12 protein-coding genes are annotated in these 12,715 nt (G+C 66.1%); 7 read left to right on the plus strand and 5 right to left on the minus strand.

Annotated features, from left to right (window positions below; translation table 11 throughout):
* The first annotated feature begins 20 nt into the window (after positions 1–20).
* A complete protein-coding gene (locus H0194_RS08045; RefSeq protein WP_185175413.1) occupies positions 21–1,043 on the plus strand; it encodes an RDD family protein in 1,023 nt (340 codons plus the stop codon).
* On the opposite strand, the gene H0194_RS08050 is transcribed toward H0194_RS08045, so the two are convergent.
* Positions 1,014–2,315: a D-alanyl-D-alanine carboxypeptidase family protein gene (locus H0194_RS08050; RefSeq protein WP_185175414.1), complete on the minus strand. Its 1,302-nt coding sequence runs from the start codon at positions 2,313–2,315 to the stop codon at positions 1,014–1,016. The genes H0194_RS08045 and H0194_RS08050 overlap by 30 nt on opposite strands.
* A 36-nt stretch (positions 2,316–2,351) precedes the next feature.
* Between H0194_RS08050 and H0194_RS08055 the strand changes: the two genes are divergently transcribed.
* Positions 2,352–3,428, plus strand: a complete 1,077-nt coding sequence (locus H0194_RS08055) for an amidohydrolase family protein (protein WP_185175415.1) — start codon at positions 2,352–2,354, stop codon at positions 3,426–3,428.
* A gap of 12 nt (positions 3,429–3,440) precedes the next feature.
* Here H0194_RS08055 and H0194_RS08060 read toward each other — a convergent pair whose 3' ends face one another.
* From H0194_RS08060 to H0194_RS08070, 3 genes are read right to left on the minus strand one after another with little or no spacing between them, the layout of a single operon-like run.
* Positions 3,441–4,679: a hypothetical protein gene (locus tag H0194_RS08060; protein ID WP_185175416.1), complete on the minus strand. Its 1,239-nt coding sequence runs from the start codon at positions 4,677–4,679 to the stop codon at positions 3,441–3,443.
* 48 nt (positions 4,680–4,727) lie between these two features.
* Positions 4,728–5,693, minus strand: coding sequence for a C40 family peptidase (locus tag H0194_RS08065; RefSeq protein ID WP_185175417.1), 966 nt, complete (start codon positions 5,691–5,693; stop codon positions 4,728–4,730).
* A 3-nt stretch (positions 5,694–5,696) separates the two neighbouring features.
* Positions 5,697–6,056, minus strand: a complete 360-nt coding sequence (locus H0194_RS08070; RefSeq protein ID WP_185175418.1) for a hypothetical protein — start codon at positions 6,054–6,056, stop codon at positions 5,697–5,699.
* A 114-nt stretch (positions 6,057–6,170) separates the two neighbouring features.
* On the opposite strand from H0194_RS08070, the gene upp reads away from it, so the two are divergent.
* From upp to H0194_RS08085, 3 genes are all read left to right on the plus strand, one after another.
* Positions 6,171–6,806, plus strand: coding sequence for a uracil phosphoribosyltransferase (gene upp / locus H0194_RS08075; protein ID WP_185175419.1), 636 nt, complete (start codon positions 6,171–6,173; stop codon positions 6,804–6,806).
* A 135-nt stretch (positions 6,807–6,941) separates the two neighbouring features.
* A complete protein-coding gene (locus H0194_RS08080; protein ID WP_246388853.1) occupies positions 6,942–7,298 on the plus strand; it encodes a helix-turn-helix domain-containing protein in 357 nt (118 codons plus the stop codon).
* A gap of 97 nt (positions 7,299–7,395) precedes the next feature.
* Complete coding sequence (locus H0194_RS08085) at positions 7,396–8,817, plus strand: NAD(P)H-quinone dehydrogenase (protein WP_185175420.1); 1,422 nt, start codon at positions 7,396–7,398, stop codon at positions 8,815–8,817.
* Here the strand turns inward: H0194_RS08085 and H0194_RS08090 are convergent.
* On the minus strand, positions 8,771–10,096 hold the full coding sequence (locus tag H0194_RS08090) for a short-chain fatty acyl-CoA regulator family protein (RefSeq protein WP_185175421.1): 1,326 nt from the start codon (positions 10,094–10,096) through the stop codon (positions 8,771–8,773). The genes H0194_RS08085 and H0194_RS08090 overlap by 47 nt on opposite strands.
* Before the next feature lie 165 nt (positions 10,097–10,261).
* On the opposite strand from H0194_RS08090, the gene prpD reads away from it, so the two are divergent.
* Positions 10,262–11,779, plus strand: coding sequence for a 2-methylcitrate dehydratase PrpD (prpD, locus tag H0194_RS08095; RefSeq protein WP_185175422.1), 1,518 nt, complete (start codon positions 10,262–10,264; stop codon positions 11,777–11,779).
* Positions 11,780–11,781: 2 nt separating this feature from the next.
* The gene (gene prpB / locus H0194_RS08100) at positions 11,782–12,708 is read left to right on the plus strand and encodes a methylisocitrate lyase (protein ID WP_185175423.1); all 927 of its coding nucleotides are present in this window, start codon (positions 11,782–11,784) and stop codon (positions 12,706–12,708) included.
* Positions 12,709–12,715 lie beyond the last annotated feature (7 nt).

The following is a 12,715-nucleotide window of genomic DNA, read 5'->3' on the forward strand; positions in this document are numbered from 1 at the left end:
ACGCGGGTTAATATGGGTGCATGCAATCCGTGCCTTCCCAGCCCCACACTCTAGATTTTTATCGCCTCCTCAGCTTGTCACCGACCTTGTCGAGCGACCAGTTGGGCGAGGCGATTGCCGATCTCGATGACCGCATGGAAGCCTCCGGGATCGACTCCAAGGACCCGCGCCGCAAAAACGTGTCCCTGGCTTATGCTGTGCTGGGCGACGACGCGAAGCGCGCCATCTACGACCGCCACCTGCAGTCGGGAAGCTACCTCAGCGTGCGGCAGCTAGAGTACCTGGGCAGCTTTGGCAAGCTTCCCGACGCCGTGAGCCTGGACCGCCCCATCGGCCCCGCGGCGGGCGCCGTTGCCGGGCCCCCCACGGCGGCGCCGATGTCCGCGTCGTACCAGGAGTGGAAGCAGCCCTTCAGCGCGGCTGCGCCGCGCCGGGGCGCACACGTGGGCTTCGCGGTGGGGCAGCCGATGAACCCCGGAGTCATCGACCCGCTGGAAGCGCCGGATTATTCCTCCGCGCAACTGGTCAGCGCGCAGAACCGGGAGATGGAGGAGTACCGCCGCATCTCGGCCCGCGCCAACGCCGCGGCGCGCGGATTTGGCCACACCGTGGACTTCCTCCTCGCCGCCGGACTCGGCACCGCCGGGGTCTTTGCGGTGGAGAGTCTGTACGTGGTGCCCAACGCACTGGATCCGGACAGCTCGGGCATGTTCGTCCTCTATTCCGTCCTGGCCGGGCTCATCATGACCCTGTACTTCGTGCTCGGCGATGCGTTTGGCGGCACCTTGGGCAAGCGGATGCTGGGCTACAAGGTCCGCAACATCGACACCGGCAAGAACCTCGGATTGGTCAAGGCCGCGAAGCGCAACTGGTTCCGCGCGCTGACCATGATCCCGTACTTCGGCTGGCTCGCTACCGCCGTGATCTCCTTGCCGGTGCTGCTGAGCATCAGCCCAAAGCGCAAGAAGATCGGCACACACGACCAGCTGGCGAACGCCGAGATCGTGAAGTCTTTACCGGCGCCGCAGGCTCAAGAACGCTAGGAGCGCCACCAGCACCGCGATGCCACCTACCACGGCCCACCCCACCCAAGAGCCCACGCGGTCGATGAGCGAGCCGGTGGTCGCCACCGCCTGTGCAGCCTCCGCGGGAAGCTGCGGCGCGGCGTTGGTTTCCTGGGGAGAGGTCTCCTCGGTGGCGGTCGCGGCGGCAGACTCGGCTGCCGCGCGGTAGTCGGGGTCGAGCGTGCTCACGCCGTCGCCAGGCGCGGTCTTATACGCCGCGTGCAGCAGCTTCTGCGCCTGCTCCCACGCCCGCGCCTTGGAGTCGATGGTGGTGTCCAACACGATGGCCATGAGGCGGCGGCCGTCGCGATCCAGGGCGCCCACGAACGTGTGGTTCGCGTCGTCCGTAAAACCGGTTTTGCCTCCAATGCCGTCGGGATCGTTGAGGAAGAGCTGGTTATCGTTCCACAGCTCGTAGCCCTTCATGTCCCCGTAGCCCGGGAATGTGATGCTCTCTGTGTTGACGATGCGCGCGAACGTCGGGTTGTTAAACGCTGCTTGGTACATCAGGCCCAGGTCATAAGGCGAGGTCTGCATACCCGCCGCGTCGAGCCCGGAGTAGCTGGCGGCGTACGTGCTGGTTGCGCCAAGTTCCTGTGCCTTGGCGTTGACCTTGCGCAGCGCCTCTTCGTCGCCGCCGAGCTGTTGTGCGAGCGCGTGCGCGGCGTCGTTGCCGCTGCCCAGCAGCAGCCCGTGCAGCAGCGTGGAAATCGAGTATTTGCCACCCGGGCCGATGCCCACCGACGAGCCATCGATGTCGGCGTCCGCCTGGGTGCCGCGGACGACCTTCTTCAGGTCCAGCTCCTCGATGGCCACCAGCGCCAGCAACACCTTGATGATCGACGCCGGGCGGTAGCGGCCATGCGGGTCCTTCATGGCCACGATCTCACCGGTGTCCACATCGGCCACCAGCCAGGCCGACGCGATGACCTGGCGGTCCACCCTGAAACCCTCCGGCGCCGTCACTCCGCAGCCCACGTCGGTCTGCACCGCCGGGATAGCCTCCGGGGCCGCCTGGCCCGGCGCTAGGCGCTCGGAGGTGGTTACCGGTTCGCCGGGGTGCTCCGCGTGCGGGCAGTCGTCTGTGTTCGGGGCGGCCTTGCGGGTGCTGGAGCTTTCCGACGCCGTGGGGGTGACCGCCTCTTGTGCACCGGCGTGCGGGGCAGACAGAAGGGTGAGCGCCGCGGCGGTGCTCACGGCGAGCACGCGAGCACCAGCGGGGTGAATCTTCGGGGAGAGGGGAGTAGACATCCCGGTCATTGTAGACCTGGCGCTACCATGGCAGGCATGCATGACTCACCAGCAATTAGCCCCGATTACAAAGACGCCGCTGGCGGCACCATCGCCTCCCTGCCCAAGGTGATCCTCCGCGAGGATTTCGCGCTGGATAAGGCCCAGGGGGCGTCGGCAAGCGAGCTGTCGAACGCCGTGCGGGCGCAGGTCAACGCCGCGCACGCAGACCACGTGATGTACCTCGAACTGGCCGTCAACCTGCAGGAGGCGGCCGCCGCGGCGGGACTGGAACCACGCGAGGCGCTGGACGCGGTGACCGCAGGGCTCGAGGTAGACGGCATTGACGCGCGCGCACTGGTGGCCGCGCACCGCGGGCCAGGCGGGCAGAACCCGGAGCAGGCTCTCGAGCTGGCGCGCCTGACGGCGGAGGCCCGCGAGCGCAACGCGGCACTGGTGGCCGGCTTTGCCCTGCTTGATGGCGGCGGTGACTACGACGCCGAGGGCGACGGCGTGGCCGATCTGCGCCCGCTGGGCGATTACGCCGCGACGCTGGAGGCGCTGCGCGCGGGCTGGACCCCGGTGGTGGTCGCTGTGGGGCGCGGGGACAGCGCGGACATCGCCGAGGCCGTGCAGCTGGGTGCCACGCGCCTGGCGCACGCCACGGGCATGATTGACGACTTCACCGCGGACATCGCGGGCATTAACCCGGGGAAGGTCTCCGGCTGGGTGCGCGACCGCCACCTCGCCGTGGACACCGCGCCGCTGTGGGAGGTCGCGCGCGGAGACGCTCCTGAGCTCAAAGACCACATCCTCCCGTTGCTTCAGCAGCTGGGCTTCACCTGCACCGTGGGAACCGGCGCGCCCGCCGACGGCACCGCGACGGAGGCCTTCTTCGCACTGCAGGAGACCTTTGGCTACGGCCTGGAGGAGTTCTTCGACCTCACGGTGAAAGCGGTGGAGAATTCCTTCATGAACCAAGAAGAACGCCAGCAGGTCCTGGATACGGAAATCCTGCCGGCGTATGAGGAACTGTCGGAAGCCGAGTACAACGAGGACGCTGCCGTCCCTGACACGGCCGCAGACGCGGCCGCGGCATCAGGATCAGACGAGGCGGGCGACGACTTCAGCTGATCTGGCTGCTGATTAGAACTTAGAGAAGCGCTTAATCAGCATCTCTTCCAGGCCTTGCCACGCCTTCACGTGGTCGTCGTAAGGCTTGGAGGGGACATAGCCCGCGTGCTCGGTGGAGCCCAGCATGTAGCCCAGATAGTCCTGGAAACGCGGGTTGGCGATCATGAACGAGTTCACGGAGTCGTCTCCCGCCCAGTCAGCGGCGTCCGCGCATACCTCGTAAGCGCGCCCCATCTGCTCGTTGTCCACGTGTTCCGGGCCGGCTGCGATGTCACGCGCGATGCCGCTGAAGGTGTACTGGTTCACTGGGTGCACCGTCACGACGAGTTCGCCGGAGTTGGCGGCGGTGGAGAGGTCCTCCCAGGTAGACAGCTTGGCCATGTCGTGGTCGTCGTTGTCCACGATCCAGCGTGCGAGCTGCTTAGTAGACGGGAAGGTGAAGATCTCGCCCCACTTGCCCAGGAACACCGGCGCGCCGTCGAGGTAGGTGCGCAGCGTGTACACGGACTTGTTGTCCACGGTGATCTTCACCGGGTCAATGCCTGCTTGCGCCCAAATGGTCTCGTCATAAGGATCCGCGTTGTCCTTGGCCTTCTTGGTCTCTGCCTCCAGGGCCTCGCGGCGCTCCTTTGCGGCAGCCACGGCGGTGGCGATGGCTTCCTCGTTGGACTTGATGTCCGCGGTATCTAGCTCGTCGGCGTCTACCACGCGGGTGTTGTCCTCGAGGGATTCCAGGATGTCCTTCCAGCGGTCGACGACGACGTAGCCCACGCCAGACCATTCGTTGAGGCCAGCGTCGCCAGAGTAATGCTCCGCGCCGCGTTCGACGTTCTTGAGCATCGAGTGGGAGCCGAAGAATTTTTTCGCCGGCTCGGCGCCCGTGACCACACCCAGGGACTCAAGTACCTCGAAGTTGCGCGCCACCGTGGAGACGTTCTCGTGGCCTGGGCGACCTGCCAGCGCCTCCGGCACGGCCGCGAGGTCGTACTCATTGCGCTTGACCGGAACCACACGGTCCGCATCGCCCGCCTGGAATTCTTCCCAGTTCGGGTGGTCCACCAAGTCATGGCGGGGTTCCTTAGCAATGAAGGTCAGCAACTGGGCCGGGGACTCGAACAGCAGGACCGAGTCGTCGTCGCCCAAAAATGCCTGCCACTCGGCGCCACGTTCGCGCCACTTTGGCGCCCACAGGGTGTAGAAGTCGCCGGAGAGCAGGGAGAGTTTGACTGGGACAATCGCGCGGGAGTTCATGGCCATAAAGTCTACCCATATGCCTGCACCAGTCTCACCACGGACCCTCTAGCCGGTGGGGCGCCAGAAGCCTTGGAAACCCATGTTCATGTTCGTAGTGCGCAGTGGGTTGAGCTGCACGGGGTTCCCAGCCTCAATGATTTGGCCGTCGCCGGCGTACATGGCCACGTGCCCGTCCCAGACCACCAGATCGCCTTCCTGCAGTTCGGAGGCGCTGACCTGACGTCCGATGTCTTGCTCCTGGGCCAGTCGCGGCAGCTCCACCCCAGCTTGCCGCCATGCCCATTGCGTAAACCCGGAACAGTCAAAACCCGCTTTCGACGTCCCACCCCACGCGTAGGGCGTTCCCAGCGCCGTCTTTGCCGCCGCCACCGCGGCCTTACCTTGCGCCGATCCTGCCGACGATCCCGCCGACGAGCTCTTCGACGAGGCTGGTGCCATGGCTCGCTTTGGGGTCTGAGCATTCTGCGTGCCCTTGCGCTGAGCGGTGCGTCGCGCCGCGGGGTGCGTGGATGACGTGCCGCGGGGCAGCTCCGCGAGCTGCATCTTGGGACCGGTCACGCTTGTGGCTGTCGTCCCAGCGATGCGCTGCAGGGAGGGCACCAACGCGCCCAGCTTGCGCAGCATCGTGGCCACCTTCACCTTGGCGGCGGCGACGAACTGTCCGGCCAGTGCCCGCAGCTTCGCGATGGTGGCCGCCCGCGCGCCGGGCAGCGGGGAGAGCAGCCCCAACGCGATGGGTGCGGCCTTCATGAGTAGCCCAGCACCGATCTTGAATAGGGAAGCACCTGCTCCGGCAACGATGCCGCGCGCCGTGGTAAGCAAACCGGAAAGCTCCTTGCGATCGCCTAGCAACGAGGTGGCCACCGAGGCGATCGGCTGCGCGCTGCCGCCGACCATCGGCGCCAGCTTGTTCGCCGCGGTCACATCCGGCACCGCGGGTAGGTTCACGGTGGGCAGCCGTGGCGGATCCAGGTCCACGATGGTGGCTATCGCATTGACGATGTCACGCATGGATTAGATCACCGCCCCGAACTCTTCCCACGCCGCCGGGCCGCGCAGACCCGAGTCAAAGTCCCCGGCGGTCTGGGCATCTTCCTGTTCGGCTGCATCCGCGGTGGTTTTTCCGGTATCGGCCAGGTGCAGGGCGTCGGCGATGAGCTGCGCGTTGCGTTCGTCCAGGCTCGTCAGCGCCGCGTTGAGCGCGGTGAGGAAGTCCTCTGACGGGGACTCCAAGTTCTCCGGGAGCTGCGGTTGCGGCAACGACGCCGCGTCAGCGAGGTCCGCCGCCAGACGGCGCGCGTACTCCGGATCGATGGCAAAGGTGTGTGGCGTGGTGGTGTGTGGCGTGGTGGTCTGGTTCTCAAATTCAGTCATGCCTTGTTGGACTGGCGAAGCCTACCGATCGGTTCCCGGCGCCGACTCCGAGTACGCGGGCTCAGCACGCGGGGTTTTCTCCCCGCGGTGCGTTCCTGCTTTACCATGGGGGCTATGGACATCACAGTTGTGGAACACCCCCTGGCGGCCGCACGCCTGACCCTGATGCGTGACAAGCGCAGCGACAACTCCGCGTTCCGCGCCGCGCTGACGGACCTGGGCAGCATGCTCATCTACGAAGCGGCGCGTGAGCTGCCGCTGGAGCACTTCGAATTCGAGACCCCTGTGGCCACTACGGAAGGCTCGCGCCTGGAGGATCCGCCCATCATCGTCCCCGTGATCCGCGCCGGCCTGGGCATGATTGACCCGGCTCTCAAGATGATCCCCGATGCGCAGGTGGGCTTCATCGGCTTGGCCCGCGACGAGGAGACCCACGAACCCGTCCCATACCTGGAGGCCCTGCCGCAGGATCTGACCGGCCGTACCGTATTCGTGGTAGACCCAATGCTGGCCACCGGCGGCTCGCTGCTGCACGCGCTGCGCCTGTTGGTCAACCGCGGTGCCACCAACATCACCGCGGTGTGCATGGTCTCCGCGCAGGATGGCGTCGACGCCCTGGCCAACTCCGGCCTGCCCGTGCGCCTGGTCACCGCGGCCATCGACCCGGAGCTTAACGACGACGCGTACATCGTCCCCGGCCTGGGCGACGCCGGCGATCGCCTCTACGGCCCACGCAATATCGAGGTTTAAGCTAACCTGGCGTTGTCCTCTCGGACAACGCCGTCTCCACAAGGACAACGCCGTCTCCACAAGGGTAGGGGTACCCAAGGGGACGCCGCCGTGGGCAAGTTGCCTGGGCGCAGGGGATTTATTGGGGGATAAATCGTGAACAATCGCTTTCAATTCGCGGGCGCAGCAGGTGCGCTGGGCTTTGAGTTTGCACGGCAGCTGCGCACCTGGCGGCGCCGCCGGGGACTGTCGCAGCGCGAGCTCGCGGAGCTCAGCGGACTTTCGCGCACGCACATTTCCAACCTGGAACGCAACGACAATAACGCGCGTACCGTCGCTGACCCGCAACTGTCCACGCTGTACCGCCTCGCGGCAGCGCTCGACGTCGCGCCCGCAGTGCTGTTGCCCGGCTATGGGGTACGGCCCACGGGCGTCGGTAAGCTCAGCAGCCCCAGCGGATCCAGCCATCTGGGCGTAAGTGGTACTGAGACGTTAGACTCGGTAGCTGGCTAATCACTAGCGAATAAAAGCTGTCGCACGGAAATAGTGGCTGCTACTAGCCCACGCGCCCGTGCAATACCGGTAACAACGAACAAGGAGCTACCCACTCGTGTCTGAGCACAACAAGCGCATTGTCATCATCGGTGGCGGCCCGGCTGGCTACGAGGCCGCCAGCGCGGGCGCCAAGTACGGCGCGGACATCACCGTTATCGAGGACCAGGGGATGGGTGGCTCCGGCGTCATCTTGGACTGTGTGCCGTCCAAGTCCTTCATCGCAGGCGCGAACATTAAGACCGACCTTCGTCGTGCGGACGACCTGGGCCTGTCTGATCACCTCAGCGACGCCGACCTCGCTGTCAAGGCACTGAACGAGCGCGTACAGGCACTGGCCGGCAACCAGTCCGCGGACATCCGGGGTCGCATGGAGGAAATCGGCGTGCGCGTCATCGACGGCCGCGGCGTTTTCGCGGAGAACCAGGACACCCGCGGCGCGGTGTACAACGTGGTGGCCACCAAGGCCGACGGCACCGAGGAGACCATCGAGGCGGACTTGGTCCTGCTCGCAACCGGCGCAACCCCGCGCATTCTCTCCGGCGCACAGCCGGATGGGGACCGCATCCTGACCTGGCAGCAGGTGTACAACCTCACCGAGCTCCCGGAGCACCTCATCGTGGTGGGTTCCGGTGTGACTGGCGCTGAGTTCGTGTCCGCGTTTGCTGAGCTCGGCGTGAAGGTGACCATGGTTGCCTCCCGCGACCGCATCCTGCCGCATGACGACGCCGATGCGGCCGACGTCCTGGAGACCGTCCTGGCCGAGCGTGGTGTAGAGCTGGAAAAGCATGCCCGCGTGGATACCGTTACCCGCACCGAGGATGGCGGCGTGTGCGTCAAGACGTCCGACGGCCGCGAGATCCTCGGCTCCCACTGCGTGATGTCGATTGGTTCCATCCCGAAGACCGAGGGCCTCGGCCTGGAGCACGTGGGCGTGGAGACCACCAAGTCCGGCCACATCGTGGTGGACCGCGTCTCCCGTACTAACATCTCCAACATCTATGCCGCCGGCGACTGCTCCGACCTCTTCCCGCTCGCGTCTGTGGCCGCGATGCAGGGCCGCATTGCCATGTACCACGCGCTCGGCGAGGGCGTGTCCCCACTGCGCCTGAAGACCGTGGCCACCGCCGTGTTCACCCGCCCGGAGATCGCCGCGGTGGGCTTCACCCAGAAGGAGATCGAGGACGGCAAGGTGGACGCGCGCACCATCACCATGCCGCTGGCCACCAACCCGCGCGCCAAGATGCGCGGCCTGCAGCACGGCTTCGTCAAGCTGTTCTGCCGCCAGACTTCCGGCCGCGTCATCGGCGGCGTGGTGGTTGCCCCGACCGCGTCTGAGCTCATCCTGCCTATCGCGGTCGCTGTGACCAACCAGCTGACCGTGAACCAGCTGGCGGATTCCTTCTCCGTGTACCCGTCGCTGTCCGGCACCATCACCGAGGCGGCTCGCCGCCTCGTGGCGCACGACGATCTCGAGTAGAGCCCTGAAGCGCTGCGGCCATGGGGAATGCCCGCTGCGTGCAGTCCGTGCGCGGGCATAGAGCGCAACCGGGGCCGATGGGGGTGGCGGCGTCGGGGGAGAGGTTGAGACCGTCGGCATAGACCACGGCGTCGGCATGCTCGATGTCGCAACCGATGCTCACCGCGAATTCCTTGCGCGGCTGCCCGAAGGGGTGCACGTTGCCCTGCACCATCCGCGCGATCCATAAGTGCGTGCGCCCGTCCGGCATCGTGGCCACCTGGCGCGTGATGCGGTTCGGGGTCTCGAACGCGCGATGCACCACCCACAGCGGGCACGTGCCTACGTCCCGGGAGAAGTGGAAACCGGCGCCAGCTTGCCGCTTGGAGATGTTGCCGGCGCGGTCGGTGCGGGCAAAGAAGAACGGGACCGCCCGTGCCTGCGGGCGCTGCAGGCTGGTGAGCCGGTGTGCCGCGGCCTCAAATCCGGTACCGAATTCGATGGCCACCGCGTCCATGTCGTAGCGCAGGTTCTCCACCGTTTCCAGGAACGGCTCGTAAGGCATGACGACGGCCGCGGCGAAGTACTTAGCCAGGTCCTTGCGTGCCATCGCCTGCGCCCCGGGGGTGGGCAGCGGGGCGCTGAGCTCCTCGAGTAGCTCGCTGTAGGCCCGGGTGCAGTAGTTCATAGCCAGGTCGAAGACGAGCTGGGACTCCGCCAGACCGCTGCGCAGGGACAAGTCCCGGGTTGCGGGGTCAAAATGGCTACGCGGGCCCTCCCGGTGGCGGCTAGAACGTACGTTAATGCCAAAGTCCCGGTCGAAGATGGCGCTCAGCCGCGTCAGTCGCGTGAGCTGATCTCCCAGCGACGCGGCGAAGGCTTCCGCCCGCGTGTCCAGCTGGTCGATGTAGGCACGGCCGTCGTAGAAGAAGTCGCGTACCAACTGGTGGTCCTGCGGCGGCGGGGCGGCTTCCACCCGGTGGGAGAGGGCGGCCAGATCCGAGGCGGCGTCAGGGAAACGATCGGCCAGGTCCATGAGCGCGGCGTCGTCAAGCGCGGGCAAGGTAGCGCGAAGCTCGCTGAGCAGGCGGGCGTCCGGGGCATCAGAGAAGTAGCTGGGGTCGGTATCGAAGTTGTTGGCCAGCGTCAGCAGCACCGTGACGGTGAGCGGGCGTTGGTCGTTTTCGATTTGGTTGAGGTAGCTCACGGACAGTCCGAGTTTCTTGGCCATCTCCACCTGGGTGAGCCTGTGGGCGCGGCGAAGCGCGTGGATCTTTGCCCCCGCGTAGTGCTTGCGCATTGTTCCTCCTGCGATGGTTTATGCGGCTGACGTGCGAGTTTCACTGATTTCGCGAACTTGAAAGCTTAATGCCACATTCTTTTGCACATTGTACTATGCCGCACAACACTTTTTGTGGATTATTGTGAGCTGAAACTCACTATCGATTGCTTCAGGAGGCAGCACATGATCGACCATTCCGTTCGCACCCGCAAATCCGCCGAAGAATTCCCCATCGAAGAGCATCTGGCTTACAAGATCGCACAAGTAGCCGCCGACCCGGTAGAGGTCCCCGCCGAGACGGAAGAGATGATCATCAACCGCATCATCGACAACGCCGCGGTCTCCGCCGCCTCCGCTTTGCGACGCCCCGTCACCGTCGCCCGCGCCATGGCCGCCGCCCGTCCCGTCGCGACCGAAGGCAAAGGCGCCTCCGTCTTCGGACTTCAGGGCAAGTACGGCGCCGAATGGGCCGCCCTGGCCAACGGCACTGCCGTGCGTGAGCTCGACTTCCACGACACCTTCCTCGCTGCCGAATACTCCCACCCGGGCGACAACATCCCGCCGATCCTCGCCGCCGCCCAGCAGGCGGGCACGAACGGCAAGCAACTCATCCGCGGCCTGGCCACCGGCTACGAAATCCAGGTCGACCTAGTGCGCGGCATGTGCCTCCACGAGCACAAGATCGACCACGTGGCGCACCTCGGGCCGTCGGCAGCCGCGGGCATGGGTACCCTCCTGGACCTAGACGTGGACACCATCTACCAGGCCATCGGCCAAGCGTTGCACACCACCACCGCCACCCGCCAGTCCCGCAAGGGCCTCATCTCCTCCTGGAAGGCCTTCGCCCCGGCGTTCGCCGGCAAGATGGCCATGGAGGCCGTGGACCGGGCCATGCGCGGCGAGGGCGCACCCGCCCCGATCTGGGAGGGCGAGGACGGCTTCATCGCCTGGATGCTGCACTCCCCGGAGCGCACTTACACCATCCCGCTGCCGGGCCCGGGCGAGGAAAAGCGCGGCATCCTGGACACCTACACCAAGGAACACTCCGCCGAATACCAGTCCCAGGCGCCCATCGACCTCGCGCGCCGCATGAAGGCCACCCTGGAGGACAAGGGCCTGAAGCTCGGGGACATTGAGTCCATCGTCCTACACACCTCCCACCACACGCACTACGTCATCGGCACCGGCGCGAACGACCCACAGAAGATGGACCCGAAGGCCTCCCGCGAGACCCTGGACCACTCCATCATGTACATCTTCGCCGTCGCCCTCGAAGACGGGACCTGGCACCACCAGCGCTCCTACGATCCGGAACGCGCCGCGCGCCCGGAGACCGTGGCCCTGTGGCACAAGGTCTCCACCGTCGAGGATGAGGAGTGGACCCGCCGCTACCACTCCACCGACCCGAACGAGAAGGCCTTTGGTGCCCGCGCCGTCATCACCTTCGCTGACGGCACTGTGGTCGACGACGAGCTGGCCGTGGCCGACGCCCACCCGCTCGGCGCCCGCCCATTCGCCCGCGAGCAGTACATCGCTAAGTTCCGCACTCTCGCCGAGGGCATCGTAGCGCCTGAGGAGCAGGACCGCTTCCTCGCCGCGGCGGAGAACCTGGCGAACCTCGAGGACCTCTCCGAGCTCAACATCGAGCTTGCCGACGACGTCCTGGCTACCGCGGCACCCATCAAGGAAGGACTGTTCTAGCTATGGCTGGTCTGTACAAATCCACCACCACCCCGGCGGACAAGCGCAAAGCTTTCAAAGACGCGCTGACCTCCGGCAACATCGTCACCCTCCCGGGCGCCTTCAATCCGCTATCCGCGCGGCTCATCCAAGACCTCGGCGGCTTCGGCGGCGTGTACCTCTCCGGTGCCGTGCTGGCCAATGACCTGGGTCTGCCGGACATCGGGTTGACCACACTCACCGAGGTGGCCACCCGCGCCGGGCAGGTGGCCCGCGCCACGGACCTGCCGGTGCTTGTCGACGCCGATACCGGCTTCGGCGAACCCATGTCCGCCGCCCGCACCGTCTCCGAGCTGGAATCGGCTGGCCTCGCCGGCTGCCATCTGGAAGACCAGGTCAACCCGAAGCGCTGCGGCCACCTGGACGGCAAAGAAGTAGTGGCCACCGACGTGATGGTCCGCCGCATCAAGGCCGCGGCAGAGGAGCGCACCGACGACAACTTCATCATCTGTGCGCGTACCGACGCCGCGGGCGTTGAGGGCATCGACTCCGCCATCGAGCGCGCGAAAGCTTACGCGGACGCCGGCGCGGACCTCATCTTCACCGAGGCGCTGTACACCCGCGAGGACTTTGAGAAGTTCCGGGCCGCCGTGGACACCCCGCTGCTGGCCAATATGACCGAGTTTGGCAAGACCGAGCTGCAGTCCGCCACCACGCTGGGCGACATCGGCTACAACGCCGTGATCTGGCCCGTCTCTGCTTTCCGCGTAGCCATGGGTGCCGCCGAGGAATTCTACGGCGACCTGCGCGACAAGGGAATCCAAACCGACTGGCTCGAGCGCATGCAACACCGCTCCCGCCTCTACGAGCTCGTCCGTTACGAGGAGTACAACGCCTTCGACACCTCGGTGTTCACCTACTCCAAGGACACCTACAAGCCCACCTTCTGACCCCACC

The organism is Corynebacterium incognita, from assembly GCF_014217255.1.
In the GTDB taxonomy this organism is placed as follows: Bacteria; Actinomycetota; Actinomycetes; order Mycobacteriales; family Mycobacteriaceae; genus Corynebacterium; species Corynebacterium incognitum.